Consider the following 23,397-nt stretch of genomic DNA (forward strand, 5'->3'; position numbering starts at 1 on the left):
TGGATAAACTTCTGCGGGTATTTCTTCTCTCCCGTAGAATGCGCACCCTTCGCGCTCACCGGAAAGGCACCAAAGCCCGAAATCTCAATTACGGTGACCGCGAAGGGCGCGGGAAATAGTGAGGTTTGCAAAACATTTAGGTCGTTTTGTCCTAACCTGTATGGCATGAAGAAATCCCTAGCCCTATTCTCCGCCGTAGCCGTTCTAGGCTTGAGCGCTTGCTCGAATGCTGAAGAGGAAGCTGTGGACCAAGAACCGACTTTCTCCAAAGCCGCCGAAGCCGACACCGAAGACACCGTTGAAGAAAGTGCTGAAGACAACCCTCCTGAAGAGGAGGACGCTTCCGCAGATGACGATGCCCCGGAGGAAACCACTGAGGTCGCTGCAGAATCCGACGAACCGGAGTTCCGGGAAGTAGAAGGCTCACACTTCTCAGTCGGTGAAAACATGTCAATGTTCTGGGTTGGCGAGCAGCCCTATAACTGCTTTACCAAGGGACATGGCGTATATGCGACCTGCTTCTTACCTCTGAAAGATGGCCCGGAGGTCTATAGTCCGGAAATGGGCACGGGTCAGGACTACAACCCTGCGAACGCGATTGCGCTTAATAGCGGCAAGTTCGAATACGTAGCCACTCCCATTGGCGTCCCGCGTGGTGGGGTGGAAGGGCCGCCAGAGGCAGAGTTCATTGAACCAGGGACGAAGTCCCTCGTCATTGCTACTGAGTTCTCCTATTCCAAAGATGGCGTCCTGCGCGGTAAGCACGGCAACTCGGAGTTCGTGCTCTATCCGGACGGCACTTCTGAAATCAATTAGGGACGAACCCTTCGCGCTCACCGTAAACGGCTACGAACCCAAAAACTACGATTCCGGTGAGCGCGAAGGGCGCGCGATTGAATAAGAACAAGATAGATGGCAGTTAATGCCTTAACCTTAGTTTCATGAAGAAATCTCTCGTATTCTTTTCAGCACTTGCAGTTCTCGGTTTAAGTGCATGTTCAAGCGACGATGCGGAACCAGAGGCTTACGAGCCCTCCTTTACCCAAGAAGCCGAAGCGGACAATACTGCAGAGGAAACTACCGAAGACGCAGCTAGTGCTGAGGATGTGTCCGAGGAAGAAGAGGCCGACGAGACAACGACGACGGAGGCCAAGAAAGAGGAGTTTACGGAGGTAGACGCCTCGGAGTTCATGGTGAGTGACTACGCTGGACTCTTTACGCTGGATAACGACGGTTACTGTATTTTCAAGCCGCAACCGGATTATGAGAGCTGCGATTTACCGTTTACTGATGCCCCGGTTCTGGATTCGCCAGACGGACCTTCTGAGGCTGATTCCATCAATTTCACTTATGGCGAATTCGAATATGAAGTGACAATGAGCAGTGGCTTTCCTTCGGGTGGTCCAGACGTAAAAGAACCGAAGAACTTTGAGCCGGGAACGAAAACTGACATTCATGGGGTAGAGGTGTCGTATTCGAAGGATCGGGTACTGCGACTGAAGTCGGATACGGAGGAATTCGTGTTCTATCCGGATGGGCGCTCGGAGATTAACTAACAAAAGAACCCTTCGCGCTCACCGGGAGGCCGGAATTAGCCGGAATGGTGATTCTGGTGAGCGCGAAGGGTGCGGGGCTAGGGGACTAGGCAGTAGCAGCTGTAGGAAGCGGAAGCTTGGACGTCGGGGAGATGCCGCGGACTTTGGCGTTGATGACGCCGGCGATGGCGAGAACGCTAAACATCACGGCGGCGGAGAGCAGTTGGGTGCGGGCGGTGGCATCGGAAAGCATGAGAATTGCGATGGCGGCGAAGAGTAAAAGGGCGAACCAGGTGAGGTAAGGATAGGCCCACATGCGAATCGGGAGGGGGTGGATGGCCTCGAGCTGTGGGCGGAGGCGCAGCTGCGAGACGGCGATGAAAATCCAGACGATGAGCAGGGAAGCGCCGGCGGAATTCAGCATGAAGGTCAAAAGCCAGCCGGTATCGGCGTAGTTCAGAATCACCATCACGACCGAGAGAGTGATGGATAGAGCGATGGCGGCGGTGGGAACGCCCTTGGCATTGGGGTGGGCGAAGATGTGTGGGGCTTCCTTGCGGTTAGCCAGGGAATGCATCATGCGCGAAGAGGCGTAGATCTGTGCATTGAAGGCAGAAAGCAGTGCTAGGACGATGATGACTTCCATCAGCCCGGCCGCGCCGGGGATGCCGGCGCGTTCTAAGACCATGGTGAAGGGAGACTCGGCGGCGGACTCGGCAGCGCCCAGCATCGAGTAGGGCAGCAGGAAAGTAATGACGAGAACGGAGCCGAGGTAGAACACGGAGATGCGCAGGATGGTGGTGCGCACGGCGTCGATGAGTGACTTTTCCGGGTCGTCGGATTCGGCGGCAGCGATGGCGACGACCTCAATTCCGCCGAAGGCAAAGGCGACAGCCAGGAGACCGGCGGCGACGCCGCCGAGGCCGTTAGGCATGAAGCCATCGTTTAAAAAGACCTCAGTACCAATGAAGGTGTGACCGGGAAGAAATCCGAAAATAAGCAGGGCGCCGATAACGAGGAACGCAATAATCGCAAGCACCTTAATGGCAGCGAACCAGTACTCAAATTCGCCGAAGCTGCGCACGTGCAGCAGGTTCACAATACCGAAGAAGGCAACGCAGATTGCCGCCGGGATCCACGGGGAGACATCGAACCAGGAGCCGATGAAAGCAGAAGCACCGGTGATTTCCGCGCCCAGAACGGCGACGGTGGCAAGCCAATAAATCCAGCCCTGCGTGAAACCGGCCCAGCGGCCAATGCCGTGCTCAGCGTATTCGGAAAAGGAACCGGAGGCGGGAATGACGGTGCCCATTTCGCCGAGCATTTGCATCACCAGGATGGCGAGGAAACCGGCGATGAAATAAGCCAGCAAAACGGCAGGACCGGCGGCGGAGATTCCGACGCCGGTACCTAAAAAGAGCCCGGCTCCAATGGTGGAGCCAAGACCCATCATACGTAAGTGACGGACCTTCAGTCCGTTGCCCAGATTTGAATTGCTCACCCGATAACTATAGGACTATGCAATCTAGGGTGAGCACTGGGGTCTAGTTCTTGTGCAGCTCTTCGTTGAGAGCAACTGCTTCAGCCTTCCACTCGGTAGCTTCCACAGAACCAGTGACCGAGTTGCGGCGAAGCAGCATGCCGGATGCGCCGGAGAGTTCAGCAGCCTTGAGGGAATTGCCTTCCTTGACACCGAGGGCATCGGCAACCGCGCCAAAGACGGTGACCTTGGTGCCAGCGGTGACATACAGGCCGGCTTCGACGACGCAGTCATCGCCAAGCGAAATGCCCACACCAGAGTTAGCACCGAGCAAGCAGCGCTCGCCGACGGAGATGACTTCCTTGCCGCCACCGGACAGGGTGCCCATGATGGATGCGCCGCCGCCGACATCAGAGCCATCGCCCACGACGACACCAGCGGAAATACGGCCCTCAACCATGGAGGAGCCCAGGGTGCCGGCGTTGAAGTTCACAAAGCCCTCGTGCATGACGGTGGTGCCCTCAGCCAGGTGAGCTCCCAGGCGAACGCGGTCGGCGTCGCCGATACGCACGCCGGTCGGCACGACGTAGTCCACCATGCGCGGGAACTTGTCGACGGAGTAGACCACAACCGGGCCACGGGAGGCCAGGCGGCCGCGGACCATCTGGAAATCGGCAACTGCGCACGGACCGTAGTTGGTCCACACGACGTTAGCCAGGTGGCCGAAGATGCCGTCCATGTTCAGACCGTGCGGCTTGACCGCGCGGTGGGAGAGCAGGTGCAGACGCAGGTAGGCGTCGTAAGCATCGACAGGAGCTTCATCCAGATCGGCGATGGTGGTCTCCACAGCAACGCGAGCAACGCCGCGCTCCTCGTCCGGGCCAACCAGCTCTGCGAACTGCTGGGGAGTGTTCTCCAGGCGAGTGGTGCCGGTTTCGCCAGTAGCGTTATCCAGGGAAACAGCCGGGAACCAAACGTCCAGGACGGTGCCATCGTGGGTCAGGGTGGCTAGACCGCGTGCGGAAGTGGAAGTCATGAAGCGTGAAACCTCTTTGTAGTTCTAAATAGGAAACGTGATCTCTTAAGGCATCCTACACGGTGGCGCGCTTGCCGTTGCCGGTCAGGAAGGCTAAGCCAATCAGGACTGCAACCAAGACCAGAACGGAAATGACCTGGTTACGGGCAGCAGGATCGAAGAGCATGAGGATGGTCAGACCGCCGATGGCCACCAACGTGAGATAGGGCACTGTTGGGAATCCACCCAGGCGAACAGTGGTCAGTTCGCCGTTGCGCTTCATCTCCGGGTGCAGACGCAGGTAGGAGATGACGACGAAGACCCAGATAACCAGCAGGCAGCCGCCGACCGCGTTGAAGAGGAAGGCAAGCAGTCCCGGCGGGTTCCAGTACTGCAGCAGCACCGAACCGAAGGCGAAGATCATCGACAGCACAACCGCAGGAACCGGGGAACCGGCAGCGTTGGTGCGCAGGAAGAACTTCGGTGCGCAGTGGTCGCCGGCCATGTCGTAGACCAGGCGGGAGGTGGCGTAAATCTGCGCGTTGAACGCAGACAGCAGCGCCAGGGCAATGATGAGCTCCATGAAGCCAGCTGCAAAAGGAATCTGCGCGGCGGCCAGAACTAGGGTGAACGGCGAGTTCGCAGCGACGTCGGCGTCCTGGATATCGCTGAACGGCAGCGCCATGGTGATCACCAGGATGGAGCCGATGTAGAAGATCATGATGCGCACGATGATGGCGCGGACCGCAGTAGCGACGTTATGCGCGGGGTCCTCGGACTCGGCAGCAGCAATGGTCACCAGCTCGATACCGCCGAAGGCGAAGGCCACAGCCAACAAACCAGCGGCGAAACCGGCGATGCCGTTCGGCATGAAGTTCTCAGTGAAGTTGCTTCCGGCCAGCTCCAGGTTCATACCCGGCAGGATGCCCAGCAGCATCAAAATGCCGACGATAAGGAAGCCAATGATGACAACGACCTTGATGATGGCGAACCAGAACTCGAACTCACCAAAGCCACGCACCGCAGCGAAGTTAATCACTGCGAAGAAGGTCACTGCGATCAGAGCAGGAATCCACGGCGCGATGTCGAACCAGCCGCTGACAATGGCGGCGGCACCGGTGATTTCCGCGCCCATGACCATCACCAGCATGAACCAGTAGATCCAGCCCATCGTAAAGCGTGCCCACGGGCCCATGGCCTGGCCGGCGTAGGTGGAAAAGGAACCCAGGGACGGGCGTGCGGAGGCCATCTCGCCGAGCATCCACATAATCAGCGCGACGAGGGTGCCTGCAATGGCGTAGGAGAAGAGCACCGAAGTACCGGAAATCTGAATACCCAGGCCCACGCCCAGGAACAGACCGGCGCCCACGGCAGACCCGAGACCCATCATCGTCAAGTGACGGGTTTTCAGTTGTTTTGTTGATTCAGCCATAGTGTTCGCTTTCGACGTTGCAAAGTTTGTATAGGCAGGTACTTTACACACCGCATTAACTCTAAGGGCAAGGTAGCATGGCTTTTTGTGAAATTAGATCTGCTTGCTGACCCCATTGAACTGACCAAGGCGCTCGTGGACATCCCCAGTCCCTCGCACCACGAGCAAGTAATTGCCGATGCCGTCGAAGAAGCCCTCCGCGCACTCGACGTGGAGGTCGCCCGTTACGGCAACACGGTCTGCGCCCGCACCAACCGCGGCCTGACCTCCCGCGTGGTCCTGGCCGGCCACATCGATACCGTTCCGCTTGCCGACAACGTCCCGCACCACATGGAGGGTGACACGATGTGGGGCTGTGGCACCGTGGACATGAAGTCCGGCATGGCCGTTTACCTGCATGCATTTGCCACGCTTTACGATGATCCTTCGCTCTCCCACGACCTCACCCTCATCGCTTATGAGGGCGAAGAAGTCGCCACGAAATACAACGGTTTGAACCATCTGCAGCAGGATAATCCGAAGTGGCTGGAGGGCGATTTAGCACTTCTCGGTGAGCCTTCTGGCGCCATGATTGAGGCTGGTTGCCAGGGCACGATTCGCCTTCGTGTTACCGCGCATGGCACCCGCGCGCACTCCGCTCGCGCTTGGCTCGGTTCTAATGCCGCGCACAAATTAGCCCCCGTGATGACCCGGATTGCAGACTATTCCCCGCGCGATGTCACCATCGATGAATGTACCTACAAAGAGGGTATTAATATTGTTCACCTCGAATCGGGGGTAGCAACGAACACCATCCCGGATGAAGCGTGGATGTTTGTGAATTTCCGCTTCGCACCGGATCGCAGCACCGATGAAGCGATGGAACATCTGCTTGAGGTTATCGGTGAGCACGAGGACATCACCATCGAAGTCGACGACGTGGCCGGTGCCGCTTTGCCAGGTTTGGGTCAGCCGGCAGCACGCGCGCTTGTCGATGCCGTCGGCGGCAACTTCCGCGCCAAGTACGGCTGGACCGACGTGGCCCGCTTCTCCGAAATGGGCACCCCAGCGGTCAACTTCGGCTGTGGCGACCCGGGCTTTGCCCATAAGAAGGACGAACAAGTCGACATCTCGCAGATCACCGAAGTATCCGATGCTCTGCTGGCCTACCTGAAAGGATAAGTAATGACTCCGGATCAATTGCGCATGCTGCGCGGCCCGTTGCTGTTGCGTTCTGAGGGCGAACAGCAAGCATCCACCTTCGACCAGCGACTCCTGCAGTCGGGCGCGGACCACGAGTGGCAGCACGCCGACCCCTGGCGCGTGTTGCGCATTCAGGGCGAGTTCGTCGCCGGCTTTGATGCTTTGGCGAAGCTGCCGAAGGCCGTGACCGTCTTCGGTTCTGCGCGCACCACTCCTGAAGACCCCTACTATCAGATGGCCGAAGAGGTCGGACGCAAGCTTGTCGATGCCGACTATGCCGTTATCACCGGCGGCGGCCCCGGCATTATGGAAGCAGCGAACAAGGGCGCACACGAAGCCGACGGCAAGTCCGTTGGTCTAGGCATCGAGCTGCCTTTCGAGCAGGGCCTGAATAGCTACGTCGACTTAGGTCTGAACTTCCGCTACTTCTTCGCGCGCAAGACGATGTTTTTGAAGTACTCCCAGGCCTTTATCTGCCTTCCGGGTGGAATGGGCACCATGGACGAGTTCTTCGAGGTCATGTGCATGGTCCAGACCGGCAAGGTCACCAATTACCCAATCGTGTTGCTGGGCACTGAATACTGGTCGGGCTTGGTTGACTGGATGACTAAGGCGCTGGTCTCCGGTGGTTACATCAATGAAACCGACACCGATCTCTTCCTGCTGACCGATGACGTCGATGAAGCCATCGCGCATATCGTCGAAGCCCACGAAATCATGACCGACAAGCGCATCCGGGAGGAGCGTTGAGTCTGGCCCGCATCATGGCGATCGTGAATCGCACCCCAGACTCCTTCTATGACCAAGGCGCTACCTACGCCATGGATGCCGCGCTGTTGCGTGGCGATGCCGTCGTGGCCGAAGGCGCAGACATCATCGACGTTGGCGGGGTCAAAGCTGGTCCTGGCGAAGATGTCGATGCAGCTGAAGAAATCGACCGCGTCGTACCTTTGATTGCCAAGCTCCACGAACGTCATCCGGAGGTCATCATCTCTGTCGACACCTGGCGTGCCTCCGTCGCCGAAGCCGCCATTGAGGCTGGCGCTGGCCTTATCAACGACACCTGGGCTGGCTGGGATCCCGAGCTCGTCGCCGTTGCCGGACATCACCGCGTCGGCTACGTCTGCTCGCATACCGGCGGGATTACCCCGCGTACCCGTCCGCACCGCGTGCATTTCGATGATGTCGTCGCCGACGTGATTGCAGAGACCACCCAGCTTGCCGAGCGCGCCGCCGACCTCGGTTGCCCACCTGAGCTCACCTTCATCGACCCCACGCACGATTTTGGCAAGAACACCTTCCACGGCCTGGAACTCCTGCGCCGCATCGACGAGGTCGTCGCCACCGGCTGGCCAGTACTCATGGCGTTGTCGAATAAAGATTTTGTCGGCGAGACCGTCGATCAGCCAGTAGGAGAGCGCGTTGCCGGAACTCTGGCAGCAACCGCCTGGGCCGCCGCCCGCGGTGTGGCCGCCTTCCGTGTCCACGAGGTGCGCCCCACCGTCGACGTTCTGCGCATGACCGCTGCCATTGCCGGTACCGCCGCACCACTAGCAACCACCCGTGGACTCGCATGAGAATAAGCGTAGTAATCCCGGCACTGAACGAAGAAGCCACCATCGCCGACGTCGTCCGTGCCTGCCTGGCCGACAATCCACTCGAAGTCCTGGTCATCGACGCCGATTCCAGTGACGAGACCGCCTCTGTGGCGAGTGCCGCCGGCGCTACCGTTCTCAACTGGCGCGAGGTTCTCCCAGATATCGAGCCGCGCCCCGGGAAGGGCGAATCGCTGTGGCGCGGTGTCGCCGCTGCTCGAGGGGAAGTCGTGGTCTTCGTCGACGCCGACCTAGAATCCGCCCGTCCTGGAATGGTCAACGCTATGGCCGAGCCTTTCCAGGACCCGCAGATTCAACTGGTCAAGCCTCGCTACGCGCGCAGCTTTCACGGTGCCCCGACCGGTGGGGGCCGCGTCACCGAACTGACCGCTAAACCGCTATTGCGCTTGCTCTACCCCGAACTTGCCGATATCGCCCAGCCCCTCGGCGGCGAATACGCCATCCGCCGCGAGACCGCTTTAGACCTGCCCTTTGTGGATGGTTATGGGGTTGAGGCGGGGCTGCTGGTGGACATCGGAAAGCAGTGCGGGCGTGATGCCATCGCTGAAGTGGACTTAGGCACCAGAAAGCACCGGAACCGGCCACTGGAAGAACTCGCGCCCATGGCGGATGTGGTTGCAGCAACTTTGCTCCGGCGCGACACCACCGGGCAGCGCCCTGCCCTGCGCGATATTATGTAACTCATGCTTTCCTGGATTGCGCTGATTGTTGTTCTGGCTGCGCTGATCGTCATTGGTACGTGGGCGTGGGGCAGCATGTTTGGGCATAAGCCCGTGCCCACCGATGCCTCCCTAGAAACCGACGTACCCGCCGCCAACCGCGCAGCGCTCGCACGAGGGGATATCAACGCAATTGCTTTCGACGTTGTACCGCATGGTTACCGCCAGGAGCAGGTCGATGATCTGCTAAACGCCCTGCGTGATGCCCAGAACCAGCCCGAGAATCTGAAAAAGGACTAAGCTGGTAAGGGTACATAATTTTTAGAGCCTAAGGAGCTGGTTGCTATGGCAGCAATGAAGCCTCGTACCACTGGCGGCGAGATGGAAGCTGTCGAAGAATCCCGCAAGATCGTCATGCGAATCCCCTCGGATGGCGGCGGGCGCATCGTGATTGAGCTATCCAAGGAAGAAGCTGCCGAGTTGGGTTCTTTGCTGCAGGAAGTTTCCAGCTAGTCTAGGAACATGCTTTCTCACATTATTGATGTTCTGGCCGATCCCAACGACGGAACGCTACTGCACGGCGAGGACGATTTTCGTCGCCTCGTTTCCGAATCGGGACGCAGCTATGACGTAGCCAAACAGGGTTACGTTACTTTGCCGGTAGGAGCCGGACTCAAGCACAAAGGCGATGACATGGACATGGTCAACGCCCGTGAGACTTACCTTTCTATGGGCCATTTCGCGCCCTTCGTTGAAGCCGTGACCAGCGCTATTCAGGATGTCGTCGCTGACGTTGACGCAGACCCGACCCTCCTGGAAGTCGGCGCCGGTACCGGCTATTACCTTGCCCATACCCTGGACTCCATCGAAGATTCCCGGGGTATCGGCTTAGACATTTCTCCGCACGCGGCCAAGCACCTGGCTAAGAGCCATTCCCGCGTTGGCGCGATCGTCGCTGACGTCTGGGAGCGCCTGCCGCTTCGCGATGACTCCGTCCACGCCATCTCCGTCGTCTTCGCCCCGCGCAACCCTGCGGAATTCCGTCGTATTCTCGCCCCCGGCGGCGAGGTCGTCGTCTTGACTCCAGACGTTGGTCACCTCGATGAGCTGCGCGAACCGCTCGGCATCTTAGGCGTCGAAGAAGGCAAGGTCGATCGCATGTACGAGCAGGCCGAAGGCTACCTCGAGCAAGCCGCCGAGCCCGAAGAAATCACTTTCCCGATTCTGCTCGACAAAGCTTCCATTGCCGCCCAGGTCGGAATGAGCCCGTCCGCTCGCCACATCTCCGCTGAAGAGCTCAACGAGCGCATGTCCAAACTTCCCGAGACCGTCCAGGTCACCGCCAAGGCTCGTCTGGATCGTCTCCGCGCCGTTTAAAGCTCTTAAGCTCTTCGACTATCCCGCCGCCCGCGCCCTCTTCGTCTAACACCGAACCCTTCGCGCTTACCGGCGGGATATTTTTCTGCCTTTTCTTAATTCCCGTGACCGCGAAGGGCTCCTTTCGCTTTCGGGCCCATTCGCCGACCCTTTTGACCGACCCCCGAACCCTTCGCGCTCACCGAAACTACTGATTCCGTTCAAATCTTGATTCTGGTGACCGCGAAGGGCACGGGGAGGGGAGAAGTGACGGGTCTGAAAACTGACGCACCCTTCGCGCTCACCGAAACGGTCGTTTCGGGCCAGATGTGAATTCTGGTGAGCGCGAAGGGTGCGCGGAAAGCTGGAAGCCGGAGCTGAAAGCTGAGAAGCTTGAAAGCTTAGGATCCGGAGCGGCTCCAGGACTGCTCGATGACGGCGTCGCCGGAGGCGTCGACGTCGATGTCGGAGCAACCGCCGTCGAAGTAGACGCGGGATGCCATGGCGACCTGGCCGCCATCGGCGTAGACCTCAACAGTGGAACCGTCGACGACGACGGTTAGGGAGTCGGAGTCGCCTTCGGCAAGAGTTGCCTCGGCTGCTTCGGAATCCGAGTAGTAGCCGTTAAAGGCCTTGCCCATGGAACGGTCGAGGGTGATGGTGTCGCCGTTGTGGGAGACGACCGCAGCTGGATCGCCGTTGCCGTCGAGCAAGGTGACGGTCACAGAAGAACCGGACGGAACTTCGAGGATGCCGGTCCAGGAACGGGCGTTGTCGGACATGCGGACGGCATCGGGAAGCCCGGGGGCTGGTGTCTGGTAGATGACTCCCCCCTGCAGGGTCAGGTGACGAGGCAGTGACAAGGCGTTGGCCCAGCCCTCTGCCTCGTAGGAGGGATGCTTGGTGGCGTCGTCACCGCGACCGGTGCCGTTGAGCAGGCCGAACACGCGAGCTTCGTCGTACTGGCGATCCGGGTTGATGGTGCCAGTGGTGACGTTGGTGTTACGCGGACGGGTGAAGTCGTGGCCGTAATCGATGCGCTGGAAACCAGAAACGATGTGGAAGGTGGTCTCTTCCAGACGGCCAACCAGGTAGCCGGAGATGTCGCGGCCCTCGCGCTCCAAGGTCACGAGCAGGATGTCGTAGATTTGCTCGTCGACTTCGTCGCGCAGGCGAATGATGCGCGGAGAAACTACTGGTGGAAGCGGGGAACCCGGGGCGACTTCGCCCTGGCGGAAGCCCGGGTCGCCGTCGAAGGTCAGCGGACCGGAAAAGTCCCAGTTCTCACCATCGGGGCTGTGCAGAATAACCGGAACAGGCTCTTCAGAGTTACCGGACAGCGCGAGCATGAGGTAGCCGGTGTGGCCCTCGTCGCGGTCTTCGGCGGTCCAGTCCGGAACGACGCAAGGGGAGCGGAAATTGCGGTAGTTCTTCACCGCGGATGCAGCCTGACCGTGGCGCATGACGGCAGGGTCCAGGGCCAGCGGGTCGTCGTCGACTTCGCAGATATCAGCGATATCGGTGTAGGTAGCCAGGCGCACCGAGGTACCCGTGTTGGTCACCGAGGTGAAGTACAGGTGGACGGCTTCTGGGCCTTCCGCGACAGAACCGGCACGCAGGGACATCTCGCCGCCAACAGGGGCTAGAGCGTCGTCGCATTCTAACCAATCGAAGGGCAGTTCCTCGGAGTAGCTATGTCCCCAGCGTGCGGGGGATTCGGCATCTGGATGATACTGGGTAAACAGATGCCAGGTTTCGCCGTCGAGGAGAACACCGGCAGGTGCGTCGAGAATGCCCGCTTCGGGGGCGAAGTGCAGTTCTGGACGATGGGTAGTCACTGTGGATGTTCCTTACTAAATCAAAGACTTGTAGACATCGACGGTCTGCTGGGCGATGGTGGCCCAGGAGAACTTGTCGATGGCCCTTGCGCGACCGGCCTCACCATAAGCGCGGCAGCGGTCCGGGTCGCCAGCCAGCTCATTGATGGCAGCAGCCAGGTCAGCTTCGAAAGCCTGCGGGTCGTTGGCGTCGTAGTTGACTAACGTTCCGGTTTCGCCATCGACGACGACCTCCGGAATGCCGCCCACGTTAGACGCGACAACGGCAGTATTGCAGGCCATAGCCTCCAAATTGACGATGCCCAGCGGCTCATAAATCGACGGACACGCAAACACGTCCGCACCCGAGTAGACCTGCTGAATCTGTTCGCGGCTGAGCATGTCGGCCGCCCAGTATACGCCGTCACGGTCAGCTTGCAGCTGCTCGATGAGAGCCTTGGTTTCCGCAGCAATTTCTGGGGTATCCGGGGCACCTGCACACAGGACGAGCTGGATATCCGGGTCCAGGTCAGCTGCTGCCTTCAGCAGGTGGGGCACACCCTTTTGGCGGGTGATGCGGCCCACGAAAGCCACGATGGGGCGCTGCTTATCGACGCCCAACTCATCCAAAAAGTCCGTCGGCACCGGCTTCCACAGTTCAGTATCGATGCCGTTGAGAATGACGTGAATCTTGTCCGCATCCACGTTCGGGTAAGCATCCAGAATCGCATCGCGCATGCCCGAAGACACAGCGATGACACCATCGGCGTTCTCGATAGCGTTGCGCTCGGACCAGGAGGAGACGTTGTAGCCGCCGCCAAGTTGCTCGCGCTTCCAGGGGCGGTGCGGCTCAAGCGAGTGCGCGGTCACGATATGGGGGATGTCGTAGAGGTTCTTCGCCAGGTGTCCGGCCAGGCCGGTGTACCAGGTATGCGAGTGGGCGACATCGAGGTCGGAGGCGGCATTCGCCATACGCAAACCAGTGGACAGAGTCTGCAGGGACGCGTTAGCGTCTTGTAATTCGGGATCTACGCCGTGAACAAAAACGTCGCGCTCTTGGCGTGGTGCTCCGGTGCAGTGCACGGAAACATCGATAAGCTCGCGCATAAAACGCGTCAACTCTGCCACATGGACTCCGGCGCCACCGTAAATCTCCGGCGGATATTCTTTGGAGAAGATTCCAGCTCTCATACCCTCCCAGAATAGAGAGAAACTCCGGGCCGTGCAGAATTTTGCAACGGGGGTATAAAACGGTGGGATCCGCTGCGAAAATCCCTGTCTGCCTATAGGTTGGGAACTGTGAGTAGCCAGCCCAATGTCCTTGCAATTGTCCTAGCCGGCGGAGAAGGCAAGCGCCTGTTTCCGCTGACAGAAGATCGCGCGAAGCCCGCCGTTCCCTTCGGCGGTTCCTACCGTCTGATTGACTTCGTTCTGTCCAATCTCGTTAACGCGGGTTACCTGAAGATTGCGGTGCTGACCCAGTACAAGTCCCACTCTTTGGACCGTCATATTTCGCAGGCCTGGAACCTGTCTGGTCCGACCCCGCAGTACATCGCTTCGGTTCCGGCGCAGCAGCGTCGCGGTAAGCGTTGGTACAGCGGTTCCGCCGATGCGATTGTCCAGTCGTTGAACCTGATTTACGACGAGAAGCCGGATTACGTCATCGTCTTCGGCGCCGACCACGTCTACCGTATGGATCCGCAGCAGATGGTCGAAGAGCATATCGCGACCGGTCTGGATTGTTCCGTAGCGGGTATTCGCGTGCCGCGTGAAGAAGCCACGGCTTTCGGTTGTATCCAGGCTGACGGCATGGGCACGATTACGGAGTTCCTGGAAAAGCCTGCTGACCCGCCGGCGACCCCGGATGATCCGAACATGACCTATGCGTCGATGGGTAACTACGTGTTCACCGCAGACGCGCTTATCGATGCTTTGTTGGAAGACGAAGAGAACGAAGAATCCTCCCATGACATGGGTGGCGACATCATCCCTTACTTCGTCAGCAAGGGCCAGGCGCACGTCTATGACTTCATGGAAAACAAGGTGCCAGGTGCCACTGAGCGCGACCACGGTTACTGGCGCGATGTGGGTACCGTGGATTCCTTCTACGAAGCGCACATGGACATGATTTCGGTGCACCCGATTTTCAACCTCTACAACCGTGCGTGGCCGATTCACTCGACCGATGACTCGAACTTCCCGCCGGCGAAGTTCGTGCAAAACGGTATTGCACAGTCGTCGATGGTGGCCCCAGGCTGCATCATCTCTGGTGGCACGGTGCGCAACTCGGTGCTGGCTTCCGATGTCCACGTCGCCGACGGCGCGACCGTGGAAGGCTCGGTCTTGCTGCCAGGTGTGCGCATTGGACGCGGCGCGGTGGTGCGTCAGGCGATTCTGGATAAGAACGTCGTCGTGGAAGATGGCGCCACTATTGGCGTGGACCGCGAGCGCGACGCAGAACGCTTCCGTGTCTCCGATGGTGGCGTGGTGACCGTCGGTAAGAACGAAACCGTCAAGCGCGCTTAAAACCACCAACGGCGTGCCGGAAGGGCACGCCGCTATCGGTCTAGTTTCCTGGAAGCAGGAGGCTAGGCCGATTTTTTGGTGATCAGGGTCAGGCCGCCGCCCAGTGGGAGGCGGGTGACGGTGGCATCGGAAAGCTCGCGCACGTACTCGTCGGCTTCGCGGGCGGCTGCGGTGTCGCGGTCGTTGCGGGTGTCGTCGGCAAGCGTGCCATCGAGAAGCGAATTAGCCAGGACCAGGGTGCCGTGTGGGGCGAGCAGGGGCCAGGTGGCCTTGACCAAGGCGAGCATGTCGAGGGCGGAGACTTCCGCGTAGATGACCTGGTAGGCATCGTTTGCCAGACGGCCCACAACGTCGAGCGGGCGGGCAGGCAGGAAGCGCACGCGAGTGGTGGGGTAGCCGGCGGTGCGGAAAGCCTGCTTGGCATTGGCCTGGTGCTCAGCTTCTGGGTCAATGCAGGTCAAAATGCCATTGTCGGGCAGACCCTGCAGCAGGTATAGGCCCACGACGGAGGCAGCGGGGCTAATGGCTACGGCTTGGGCGCGCTCGCCGGAAGTGGAGGCGTTGGCCAGGGTGGAAAGCAACTGGCCGGTGGCCTCATCGGGAGCGGGCAGGCCGAACTCCGCAGCGTGCGCGCGGGCAGCTTGCAGCGCCTCGGAAGCCTCGGTGGTGGATTCGATGTAGGAACGCAGTGCGTCAAATGCCGTAGTACTCACAACCGCAACTTTAAAGAAAAACCGGAGCCTGCGTGTCTACAACGCCACCAAAAGCAGCGATTAGTGACGTGTGGGAAACCTGTTGTGCAAAGGGAATTAAAAGGCAAAAGGTATACAGGAATCTTTTAGCTTCCAGACTGGAGTTTAGAAGACTGATGTAGAACAATATGTGACATGACAAAGATGAAGCGCGACGCCGTTCTGCCTGATCAACACGACGATGATCAGGAGCTGACGGGCACCGCCGCGTTCGACGCCGGGCAGGCTGACATGCCTTCGTGGGAAGAGCTGGTCGCCGAGCATGCCGATGGCGTCTACCGCCTGGCGTACCGCCTTTCGGGTAACCCGCATGATGCAGAGGACTTAACCCAGGAAACCTTCATGCGCGTCTTCCGTTCTTTGGACCGCTACCAGGCCGGTACTTTTGAAGGCTGGTTGCACCGCATTACGACCAACCTCTTTTTGGATATGGTCCGCCACCGCAACAAGATCCGCATGGAGGCGCTGCCGGAAGACTACGAGCGCGTCCCGGGCAACGAGATGACCCCGGAGCAGGTCTACGCGGTATCGAATCTGGATCCGGCGCTGCAGACGGCTCTCGATGAGTTGGGCCCGGATTTCCGCGTTGCAGTTGTGCTTTGTGACGTCGTGGGTATGAGCTATGACGAAATCGCCGAAACCCTCGGTGTGAAGATGGGTACCGTGCGCTCGCGTATTCACCGCGGCCGTTCGCAGCTGCGCGCTGCACTCGAAAAGGCCGCCCGCGAAGACGCCGACGCCCGTCGCTTGCTGCGCGTGCGCTAAGCCCGCGTCTAAAACACGCCCGGCTGCACACACTCCCGGCCGGAAGATGACTAGGGTGGGGATATATCACCCGCTTCTATCCCGTGGAAAGGAGAATGCAGTCATGGCACGAAGTCCAATGGGCTTTCACATGCGACGCGCTGTAACTCCTGCCGACGGGGCACCCGCCGGGTTAAGCGATGAAGCGCGCAAGCGCATCCGCAAAAAGGCACAATCGAAGGCACGCCGCCACGATGCTATTGGGCACTTAGGCCCGGAAGCTGTCGTGGCTTTTGTTGATGGGGAACTGGACTGCAAGTCCACCCACCGCGTGCGCGTACACTTGGTGCACTGCCCGGAATGCCGCAGGGAAGTCCACACCCAACGTGGTGCTTCGGAATGGGTGCGCCACTGCGATGAAGATGCCGATATTCATATCCCGCAGGACCTCTTCCACAAGCTGACGAGCATTGCGACGACCCCGCAACCAGAGCCAGCGCCTGCCGATGAAGACGCTCCCTACACCGGTGAGCGGGATTTTCTCGACAAAGTAGAGATGGTGTTTCGCGCGATTAAGCACAATCAACGCGGCTAGAACCGAAGGGCTAAGATAGTTACGTGTTTTCTTCAATCGGTTGGGTCGAGATCTTTGTCGTCATCATCATTGGCGTCATCGTTATCGGACCGGAACGCCTGCCCGGTGTCATCATGGACGTCCGCGCGGCGATTTATGCTGCCCGCAAGGCGATCAACAACGCCAAAGCGGAACTGAATGGAGAAATGAGCGGCCTGGGCGCGGAATTCGAGCAACTCCGCGGACCCATCTCGCAAGCTGCTGAGTGGGGCCGACTTGGCCCGCGGGGCGCGATTACCAAAGCACTTTTCGACGGCGACGACTCCGCCTGGGATGACTTCAACCCGAAGAAGATGGTCGGTGACCTTGGCAAGCCGGACTTAGCTTCCCAACACAACACCACTGACCACAACGGGCAGCAGGGCAATGCCCAGCCCGTCAGCGCCAACCAGGCTGGTCAGCAGCAGCCAGGCTTTGATTATTCCCAGATCTACGCCGAGCAGGCGCCGGAGCAACAAGCTGCTCCGACGCAAGAAAAGTCCGCGCAGGAAGCACCGCAGCCGCAGCAGGTGCGCCCGCAGGACCAGCCACAGCCGTATATGCAGCCGCCGCGTGGCCGGCAGGCTAAGGCACAAGAAAACCCAGGCGGAGGTTTTAACTGGGAAGACGTTACCTAGCTGTCTTAGCTGCGGGTAACGCCCAAACCGAGGGTCTTTCCGACCAGCGAATCAGAACGGATAGCTAGCTTGTCGGCGAGCTTGCGCAGGGCATCGGCAGCTGCGGATTCCGGGGCCTGCTCAGTAATCGGAATGCCCGCGTCACCGCCGGTGCGCAGGGCAGGCTCCAGTGGAATCTGGGCCAGCAGTGGGACATCGTGGCCCAGGATTGCGCTTAAGCGATCGGCAACGACCTGGCCGCCGCCGGAACCGAAGACGTCCATCGTGGAGCCATCGGGAAGCACCATGGCACCCATGTTCTCAATGACACCGGCGACGCGCTGACGGGTCTGCTGGGAAATGGAACCGGCGCGCTCAGCTACCTCGGCGGCAGCAGCCTGTGGGGTGGTGACAACGAGCAGCTCAGCGTTCGGGATGAGCTGGGCGACAGAGAGTGCGACATCGCCAGTTCCCGGAGGCAGGTCGAGCAGCAGGAAGTCCAGGTCGCCCCAGAACACGTCAGCTAAGAACTGCTGCAGTGCGCGGTGCAGCATCGGGCCACGCCAGACGACCGGGGCATTGCCCTCGACGAACTGGCCAATGGAGATGTGCTTGATGCCATGGGAGATGGGTGGCAGCAGCATTTCATCGTCAAGCACGGTGGGTGCTGCGGTAGACCCCAGCAGGTTCGGCACCGAGTGGCCGTAGATATCCGCATCGACGATGCCGACCTTCATACCCTTATCAACTAAGGCCTTAGCGAGGTTGACCGTCACGGAGGACTTGCCGACGCCGCCCTTACCGGATGCAACCGCGAACACACGGGTGGTGGAGTTCGGGTTAGCAAAAGGAATCTCTGGCTCAGCCTTGCCGCCGCGCAGCTTCTTCTTCAATTCCAGACGCTGCTCATCGCTCATGACATCCAAGGTGACATTCACGTTGCCCACGCCTTCGATGTCTTCAATCGCAGCACGGGTGTTGGTCTGGATGGTGTTTTTCATCGGGCAGCCCGCGATGGTCAGGTAAATCTCGACGTCCACGTCATTGCCATCAACGTTGACGGACTTGACCATGCCAAGCTCAGTGATAGGGCGGCCGATTTCGGGATCCTCAACGCGCGCGAGCGCGGAGTTTACGGCGGATTCAGTAATAGCGCTAGACATAACACGCCCTATCTTAGTCATCGCAGATCAGATGTTAAACGTCGCCCGGTGTAGAATCGTTAGGACGAAAATTACTACCCAAGGAGCTTTAGCATTTCTACTTTCCGCACCACACGTGTGAAGGCTTCGCTGCTGGCTATGGGGGCATCGTTAGCTACGCTGAGCGCTTGTGCGCAGGCTGAACCGACTGCTCCGGAAAACCCGCAGCTTTCTGAGCCAGTAGTGATTATGGTCAGCTCCGAAGAAGAAAAGCAGCAGATTTTTGCTGCCATCTACCAGGTAGCTTTCGAAGACGAAGGCCGCGATGCAGTCGTCATCGACGACGACCGCGATGACGAAGGCGCTAACAAGCACCTCGAATCCCGCGCCAACCTCATGGTGGGCTGCACGGGTGCGCTGCTGAATTATTACGCACCGCAAAAAGCCCAAGCAGTTTCCGAAGAGTACGTGGAATCCCAGGAAGACCCTACTGGTGAGGACTACCTCGCGAAGACCCACGTTGAGCTCATGAGTGTCATGGACCCGGCCTACAGCGTCGTGGAACCAGCCGGTAGTGCGAAAGGCTGTGAGGACGCCGAGCCAGAGCTTCCGCAGAACTTCGTCGCGACCTACGAAAAGGTCGCTCTGGATAGGGAAGAGCGCCAGATGCTTACCGGCCTGACCAAATTTGTCACCGACCAGGACCTAAAAGAAATCCAGGAAGAAGTAGAAGGCGGCGAAGACCTCTTTACCGCCGTACGCGCCTGGTACGAACCAAGCGACGCAGCCCAAAAGGTCAACGAGCAAAGTGACGACGATTCTTCCGGTGGCTCGCAGCTAAGCGACGACGACTAAGAAGTTTCGTAACTGCGTAGTCATCGTTGTGACTACGCGCTATTTAAAACGTCGAAACGGGCCCTACCTTTTCAAGTGGTAGGGCCCGTTTCTTGGGCTTTACGCAGCTGGTGGGCTAGCGCTTAGCAGTCGAAGGCTTCTTCCAGCAGCTTCTTCTGCTCCAGCTGGTGCACCTTGGCGATACCGGTTGCAGTCGAGGACTGGGAACGGCGAGAGATGCGAACCATTTCCGGCATGTCCGGAATCAGGTCGCGCAGGTGCTCGTTGTAGAACGGCCATGGGCCCTGGTTGGCCGGCTCGTCCTGGACGAAGCGAACCTGCTCGGCGTTCGGGTAAGCCTCGAAGGCCTCACGCAGACGGTTGAACGGAATCGGGTGCAGCATCTCCACGCGGACGATGGCGACGTCGTCACGCTTGTCAGAAACGCGCTTCTTAGCCAGGTCGTAGTAGAGCTTGCCGGAGACCAGCATGATGGTCTTGACCTTCTCCGGGTCACCGTCAGCCGGCTTGTCGTTGGCATCGAAGAAGTACGGGTCGTTGATGACCGAACGGAACTTCTTGACCTCGGTGAATTCCTCGATGGAGGAGTAAGCGGCCTTGTTACGCAGCATGGACTTCGGGGTGAAGACCACCAGTGGACGCTTCATTTCACCCATTGCCTGACGACGCAGCAGGTGGAAGTGGTTAGCCGGGGTAGAAGGCTGAGCCACGGTCATGGAACCCTCAGCACACAGCTGCAGGTAACGCTCGATGCGGGCGGAGGAGTGGTCCGGGCCCTGGCCCTCGTAGCCGTGCGGCAGCAGCAGCACGAGGCGGGAGAGCTGGCCCCACTTGGCCTCACCGGAAGCAACGTACTCGTCGATGATGGTCTGAGCACCGTTGGCGAAGTCACCGAACTGTGCCTCCCAAGCAACCAGGGCGTCCTGGTTACCGACGGAGTAGCCGTACTCGAAGCCCATGCCGGCGAACTCGGTCAGAGCGGAGTTGTACACCATGAACTTGCCGCCGTTGCCCTTTTCAGCAGCCAGGGAGTTCAGCGGGTTGTACTCGGTGCCGCTTGCCGGGTCGATCGGAATGGCGTGACGCTGGGTGAAGGTACCGCGGCGGGAATCCTCGCCGGCCAGACGGACAACGGTGCCCTCGTTGGCCAGGGAACCGAAGGCGATGAGCTCGCCCCAGCCCCAGTCGATGCCGCCTTCCTTGGAGGACTTCAGGCGCTCCTTGGCAACCTTGGCCACGCGCTTGTGGAACTCGAAGCCTTCCGGACCGTTGGCGTAAGCCTCACCGATCTCGGCGATCTCATCAGCGGTGATGGAGGTATCCAGACCACGGGTGAGCTCCTGGGAAGAGGTGATACCGGTCTGCTCGGAAGGACCAGCCTTTTCGGCTTCCTTGTGCTCGGTGAACACGGATTCCATCTGGTCGTGGAAGTCGCGTGCTGCAGCCTCAGCGTCCTCAGCGGACAGGTCGCCACGGCCAACCAGCTCTTCGGTGTAGCGCTCACGGACACCCTTGTGGGAGTCAATCAGCGAGTACATACGCGGCTGGGTCATGGACGGATCGTCGGCCTCGTTGTGGCCGCGCAGGCGGTAGCAGACCAGGTCGATGAAGACGTCCTTGCCGAACTCACGGCGGTACTCGGTAGCGAGCTGACCAACCCAGAAGACAGCCTCTGGGTCATCGCCATTGACGTGGAAGACCGGGCAGTCGAAGCCCTTGGCCAGGTCGGTGGCGTAGTAGGTCGAACGAGCGGAATCCGGGGTGGTGGTAAAGCCCACCTGGTTGTTGACCACGATGTGGACAGTGCCGCCGGTCTTGTAGCCCTTGAGCTGGGAGAGGTTGATGGTCTCCTGGACCACGCCCAGACCAGCGAAGGATGCATCGCCGTGCAGCTGGATCGGAACCACGGAGTACTCTTCCGGGGTCTTTTCCAGAATGTCCTGCTTAGCGCGGGCAATACCTTCCATGACCGGGTTAACTGCCTCGAGGTGAGACGGGTTGGCGGTCAAGGTGATCTTGATGTCGCCATCGCCGAACATCTGGATGTGCTCGCCCTCGGAGCCGAGGTGGTACTTCACGTCACCGGAGCCACCCAGCTGGCCGCCCTTGAAGTTGCCGTCGAACTCACTGAAGAGGTCAGACAGCGGCTTGCCGACGATGTTGAACAGGACGTTCAGGCGACCGCGGTGCGGCATACCAATAACGACCTCGTCCAGGCCCTGGCCGGCAGCGGTGTCGATGATGGAGTCCATCAGTGGAATCAGGGACTCAGCACCCTCCAGGGAGAAGCGCTTCTGGCCGACGTACTTGGTCTGCAGGAAGTTCTCGAATGCCTCTGCGGCGTTGACCTTCTGCAGGATGTACTTCTGCTCAGCGTTGGTCGGCTTCGGCATACCGGCTTCGAGGCGGTCCTGCAGCCAGGAGCGCTCGTCGCGGTCGAGAATGTGGGTGTACTCGGAACCAACCTTGAGGGTGTAAGCAGAACGCAGGCGGCCGATGACCTCACGCAGGGTCATCTGCTCCTTGCCACCGAAACCACCGACGTTGAATACGCGGTCCAGGTCCCAGATGGTAAGGCCGTGGGTAGCCATGTCCAGGTCGCGGTGATCCGGCCAAGGCAGACCTGGCTGCTTCCAACCCAGCGGGTTGATGTTCGCCAGCAGGTGGCCGCGGGAGCGGTAGGCCTCGATGAACTGCATGACGCGGGTGTTCTTGTCGATGCCGGAGTTCGGCACGTCCTGAGCCCAGCGGTACGGGGAGTAAGGAACCTCCATGGACTCGAAGAGTTCGTCCCAGAACTTGTCATCGATAAGCAGCTGCGACATGGTGCGCAGGAAGTCACCGGACTCAGCACCCTGGATGACGCGGTGGTCGTAGGTGGAGGTCATGGTGACCAGGCGGCCGACGCCCATGTCAGCCAGGCGGTCAGCGGAGGTACCAGCGAACTCAGCCGGGAAGTCCATGGAGCCGACACCGATGATGGAACCAGCGCCCTTGGTCAGGCGAGCAATGGAGTGGCGGGTACCAATGCCACCCGGGTTGGTCAGGTTGATGGTGACGCCGGAGAAGTCATCCATCGTCAGCTTGTTCTTGCGGGAACGAGCAACGATGTCCTCGTAAGCCTCGACGAACTCAGCGAAGGTCTTGTTCTCGCACTCCTTGATGGCAGCAACCACCAGGGCGCGGTCGCCGTTCTTCTGTGGCAGGTCAATAGCCAGGCCAACGTTGATGTGCTCAGGTTGGACGACGTGCGGCTTGTCGTTGATGACCTCGTAGCGGACGTTCATGTCCGGGTGCAGCTGTACAGCCTTGACCAGGGCGTAACCAATGATGTGGGTAAAGGAGATCTTGCCACCGCGGGTGCGCTTGAGGTGGTCGTTGATCATGGTGCGGTTTTCCCACATCAGCTTCACCGGCATATCGCGCACGGTGGTTGCAGTCGGGATTTCCAGGGACTGCTCCATGTTCTTAGCGATAGCCTTGAACATGCCCTTGAGCTGCTTTTCGCCAGCCTCTGGAGCCTCGCCGATCTTATCCAGCGGGGATTCTGGCTTCTTGCGCTTGGAAGGCTTGGCCTTCTGGGTGGCCTCGCGGGCCTTGACAGCGGACTGGCTGACAGTGGTTTCGCGAACGTCCTGCTTCACCTCGGCAGGAGAGCCTTCGGACTGCTTTACAGCGGCAGCCGAATCCTGGCCCTTCTTGGCAGCGTCGGATTGCGGGGCACCGTTGGCTTCGAAGAACTCGCGCCACTCCTTGTCAACGGAGCTTGGGTCTTTGGAGTACTGCTGGAACTGCTCATCTATCAGCCACGCGTTGGGGCCGAAGATCTTCGGGGTGCTCACGGCAGGTATTCGCCTCATTTCCTTGCTTTATTGCGGGGTCGTTTATCCGACTTTACTTGGGCATTTCCGAAGGTGCACGTACCGGTGCACGCGTCGCCCTAGAAAGTGTCTCTATTTATGATACGGGCCACGCCGGACTAATAACAGGTGAGGGGTACCTCTTGCATCAGTTGTTCCGGGCTCCGTCCGACAGCCCACCTTACACCTGCAAACC

Annotated in this window: 22 protein-coding genes; 14 read left to right on the forward strand and 8 right to left on the reverse strand. The window is 59.6% G+C overall.

From position 1 onward, the window contains the following. Nucleotides 1–165: 165 nt before the first annotated feature. Nucleotides 166–816, forward strand: coding sequence for a hypothetical protein (locus UL81_RS04450; RefSeq protein WP_144407164.1), 651 nt, complete (start codon nucleotides 166–168; stop codon nucleotides 814–816). Nucleotides 817–941: 125 nt separating this feature from the next. Then, nucleotides 942–1,556 (forward strand): hypothetical protein, encoded by a 615-nt coding sequence (locus UL81_RS04455; RefSeq protein WP_035105729.1) that lies wholly within the window; start codon nucleotides 942–944, stop codon nucleotides 1,554–1,556. Between the two features lie 85 nt (nucleotides 1,557–1,641). Here the strand turns inward: UL81_RS04455 and UL81_RS04460 are convergent, their stop codons facing one another. The 3 genes from UL81_RS04460 to UL81_RS04470 all read right to left on the reverse strand — a co-directional run bounded on the left by UL81_RS04460 (nucleotide 1,642) and on the right by UL81_RS04470 (nucleotide 5,462). Beyond that, nucleotides 1,642–2,988, reverse strand: a complete 1,347-nt coding sequence (locus UL81_RS04460; protein WP_081961446.1) for an amino acid permease — start codon at nucleotides 2,986–2,988, stop codon at nucleotides 1,642–1,644. A gap of 91 nt (nucleotides 2,989–3,079) precedes the next feature. Continuing rightward, nucleotides 3,080–4,051, reverse strand: a complete 972-nt coding sequence (gene dapD / locus UL81_RS04465; protein ID WP_046453310.1) for a 2,3,4,5-tetrahydropyridine-2,6-dicarboxylate N-succinyltransferase — start codon at nucleotides 4,049–4,051, stop codon at nucleotides 3,080–3,082. Between the two features lie 55 nt (nucleotides 4,052–4,106). Beyond that, nucleotides 4,107–5,462: an amino acid permease gene (locus UL81_RS04470; protein ID WP_046453311.1), complete on the reverse strand. Its 1,356-nt coding sequence runs from the start codon at nucleotides 5,460–5,462 to the stop codon at nucleotides 4,107–4,109. 87 nt (nucleotides 5,463–5,549) lie between these two features. Here UL81_RS04470 and dapE point away from each other — a divergent pair, with 87 nt between their 5' ends. From dapE to UL81_RS04500, 7 genes are read left to right on the forward strand one after another with little or no spacing between them, the layout of a single operon-like run. Further along, entirely contained in the window at nucleotides 5,550–6,623 is a 1,074-nt protein-coding gene (gene dapE, locus UL81_RS04475) for a succinyl-diaminopimelate desuccinylase (protein WP_046453312.1), read from the forward strand. A gap of 3 nt (nucleotides 6,624–6,626) precedes the next feature. Next, nucleotides 6,627–7,394 (forward strand): LOG family protein, encoded by a 768-nt coding sequence (locus UL81_RS04480; RefSeq protein WP_035105725.1) that lies wholly within the window; start codon nucleotides 6,627–6,629, stop codon nucleotides 7,392–7,394. A 14-nt stretch (nucleotides 7,395–7,408) separates the two neighbouring features. Continuing rightward, complete coding sequence (gene folP, locus UL81_RS04485) at nucleotides 7,409–8,221, forward strand: dihydropteroate synthase (protein ID WP_035105723.1); 813 nt, start codon at nucleotides 7,409–7,411, stop codon at nucleotides 8,219–8,221. After that, complete coding sequence (locus UL81_RS04490; protein WP_035105721.1) at nucleotides 8,218–8,940, forward strand: glucosyl-3-phosphoglycerate synthase; 723 nt, start codon at nucleotides 8,218–8,220, stop codon at nucleotides 8,938–8,940. The genes folP and UL81_RS04490 overlap by 4 nt, the downstream gene beginning before the upstream one ends. Nucleotides 8,941–8,943: 3 nt before the next feature. Further along, nucleotides 8,944–9,219, forward strand: coding sequence for a DivIVA domain-containing protein (locus UL81_RS04495; protein ID WP_046453313.1), 276 nt, complete (start codon nucleotides 8,944–8,946; stop codon nucleotides 9,217–9,219). A 45-nt stretch (nucleotides 9,220–9,264) separates the two neighbouring features. After that, complete coding sequence (locus tag UL81_RS11640; RefSeq protein WP_081961444.1) at nucleotides 9,265–9,432, forward strand: DUF3117 domain-containing protein; 168 nt, start codon at nucleotides 9,265–9,267, stop codon at nucleotides 9,430–9,432. A gap of 9 nt (nucleotides 9,433–9,441) precedes the next feature. Beyond that, complete coding sequence (locus UL81_RS04500) at nucleotides 9,442–10,296, forward strand: methyltransferase domain-containing protein (protein WP_035105719.1); 855 nt, start codon at nucleotides 9,442–9,444, stop codon at nucleotides 10,294–10,296. Between the two features lie 380 nt (nucleotides 10,297–10,676). Here the strand turns inward: UL81_RS04500 and UL81_RS04505 are convergent, their stop codons facing one another. Continuing rightward, entirely contained in the window at nucleotides 10,677–12,113 is a 1,437-nt protein-coding gene (locus UL81_RS04505; RefSeq protein WP_046453314.1) for a GH32 C-terminal domain-containing protein, read from the reverse strand. 15 nt (nucleotides 12,114–12,128) lie between these two features. Further along, complete coding sequence (gene glgA, locus UL81_RS04510; protein WP_035105718.1) at nucleotides 12,129–13,283, reverse strand: glycogen synthase; 1,155 nt, start codon at nucleotides 13,281–13,283, stop codon at nucleotides 12,129–12,131. A 108-nt stretch (nucleotides 13,284–13,391) separates the two neighbouring features. Between glgA and glgC the strand changes: the two genes are divergently transcribed. Next, complete coding sequence (gene glgC, locus UL81_RS04515) at nucleotides 13,392–14,618, forward strand: glucose-1-phosphate adenylyltransferase (protein ID WP_035105716.1); 1,227 nt, start codon at nucleotides 13,392–13,394, stop codon at nucleotides 14,616–14,618. Nucleotides 14,619–14,680: 62 nt separating this feature from the next. On the opposite strand, the gene UL81_RS04520 is transcribed toward glgC, so the two are convergent. Continuing rightward, nucleotides 14,681–15,331 carry an O-methyltransferase gene (locus tag UL81_RS04520; RefSeq protein WP_035105714.1) on the reverse strand — a complete coding sequence of 217 codons (651 nt, stop codon included), beginning with the start codon at nucleotides 15,329–15,331 and terminating at the stop codon, nucleotides 14,681–14,683. A gap of 174 nt (nucleotides 15,332–15,505) precedes the next feature. On the opposite strand from UL81_RS04520, the gene sigE reads away from it, so the two are divergent. The 3 genes from sigE (at nucleotide 15,506) to UL81_RS04535 (ending at nucleotide 17,365) form a co-directional block, all read left to right on the forward strand. Then, nucleotides 15,506–16,135: an RNA polymerase sigma factor SigE gene (sigE, locus tag UL81_RS04525; protein WP_035105712.1), complete on the forward strand. Its 630-nt coding sequence runs from the start codon at nucleotides 15,506–15,508 to the stop codon at nucleotides 16,133–16,135. A gap of 103 nt (nucleotides 16,136–16,238) precedes the next feature. Further along, a complete protein-coding gene (locus tag UL81_RS04530; RefSeq protein WP_236684511.1) occupies nucleotides 16,239–16,709 on the forward strand; it encodes an anti-sigma factor family protein in 471 nt (156 codons plus the stop codon). Between the two features lie 23 nt (nucleotides 16,710–16,732). Next, nucleotides 16,733–17,365: a Sec-independent protein translocase family protein gene (locus tag UL81_RS04535; protein WP_035105710.1), complete on the forward strand. Its 633-nt coding sequence runs from the start codon at nucleotides 16,733–16,735 to the stop codon at nucleotides 17,363–17,365. A 5-nt stretch (nucleotides 17,366–17,370) separates the two neighbouring features. Here UL81_RS04535 and UL81_RS04540 read toward each other — a convergent pair whose 3' ends face one another. Next, the gene (locus UL81_RS04540; RefSeq protein ID WP_035105708.1) at nucleotides 17,371–18,507 is read right to left on the reverse strand and encodes an Mrp/NBP35 family ATP-binding protein; all 1,137 of its coding nucleotides are present in this window, start codon (nucleotides 18,505–18,507) and stop codon (nucleotides 17,371–17,373) included. 117 nt (nucleotides 18,508–18,624) lie between these two features. Here UL81_RS04540 and UL81_RS04545 point away from each other — a divergent pair, with 117 nt between their 5' ends. Further along, complete coding sequence (locus UL81_RS04545) at nucleotides 18,625–19,341, forward strand: hypothetical protein (RefSeq protein ID WP_052097738.1); 717 nt, start codon at nucleotides 18,625–18,627, stop codon at nucleotides 19,339–19,341. A gap of 122 nt (nucleotides 19,342–19,463) precedes the next feature. On the opposite strand, the gene UL81_RS04550 is transcribed toward UL81_RS04545, so the two are convergent. Then, nucleotides 19,464–23,183, reverse strand: a complete 3,720-nt coding sequence (locus UL81_RS04550; RefSeq protein WP_236684512.1) for a multifunctional oxoglutarate decarboxylase/oxoglutarate dehydrogenase thiamine pyrophosphate-binding subunit/dihydrolipoyllysine-residue succinyltransferase subunit — start codon at nucleotides 23,181–23,183, stop codon at nucleotides 19,464–19,466. Nucleotides 23,184–23,397: the final 214 nt, after the last annotated feature.

This window comes from Corynebacterium camporealensis (assembly GCF_000980815.1).
Lineage (GTDB): Bacteria > Actinomycetota > Actinomycetes > Mycobacteriales > Mycobacteriaceae > Corynebacterium > Corynebacterium camporealense.

Bases quoted from the DNA above. Each gene is read 5' to 3' on its own strand.
- UL81_RS04470 (WP_046453311.1), bottom strand. From the start codon at position 5,462: ATGGCTGAATCAACAAAACAACTGAAAACCCGTCACTTGACGATGATG.
- UL81_RS04480 (WP_035105725.1), top strand. From the start codon at position 6,627: ATGACTCCGGATCAATTGCGCATGCTGCGCGGCCCGTTGCTGTTGCGT.
- dapD (WP_046453310.1), bottom strand. From the start codon at position 4,051: ATGACTTCCACTTCCGCACGCGGTCTAGCCACCCTGACCCACGATGGC.
- UL81_RS11640 (WP_081961444.1), top strand. From the start codon at position 9,265: ATGGCAGCAATGAAGCCTCGTACCACTGGCGGCGAGATGGAAGCTGTC.
- UL81_RS04455 (WP_035105729.1), top strand. From the start codon at position 942: ATGAAGAAATCTCTCGTATTCTTTTCAGCACTTGCAGTTCTCGGTTTA.
- sigE (WP_035105712.1), top strand. From the start codon at position 15,506: ATGACAAAGATGAAGCGCGACGCCGTTCTGCCTGATCAACACGACGAT.
- folP (WP_035105723.1), top strand. From the start codon at position 7,409: ATGGCGATCGTGAATCGCACCCCAGACTCCTTCTATGACCAAGGCGCT.
- UL81_RS04530 (WP_236684511.1), top strand. From the start codon at position 16,239: ATGGCACGAAGTCCAATGGGCTTTCACATGCGACGCGCTGTAACTCCT.
- glgA (WP_035105718.1), bottom strand. From the start codon at position 13,283: ATGAGAGCTGGAATCTTCTCCAAAGAATATCCGCCGGAGATTTACGGT.
- UL81_RS04495 (WP_046453313.1), top strand. From the start codon at position 8,944: ATGCTTTCCTGGATTGCGCTGATTGTTGTTCTGGCTGCGCTGATCGTC.
- UL81_RS04460 (WP_081961446.1), bottom strand. From the start codon at position 2,988: ATGATGGGTCTTGGCTCCACCATTGGAGCCGGGCTCTTTTTAGGTACC.
- UL81_RS04540 (WP_035105708.1), bottom strand. From the start codon at position 18,507: ATGTCTAGCGCTATTACTGAATCCGCCGTAAACTCCGCGCTCGCGCGC.
- UL81_RS04450 (WP_144407164.1), top strand. From the start codon at position 166: ATGAAGAAATCCCTAGCCCTATTCTCCGCCGTAGCCGTTCTAGGCTTG.
- UL81_RS04490 (WP_035105721.1), top strand. From the start codon at position 8,218: ATGAGAATAAGCGTAGTAATCCCGGCACTGAACGAAGAAGCCACCATC.
- UL81_RS04500 (WP_035105719.1), top strand. From the start codon at position 9,442: ATGCTTTCTCACATTATTGATGTTCTGGCCGATCCCAACGACGGAACG.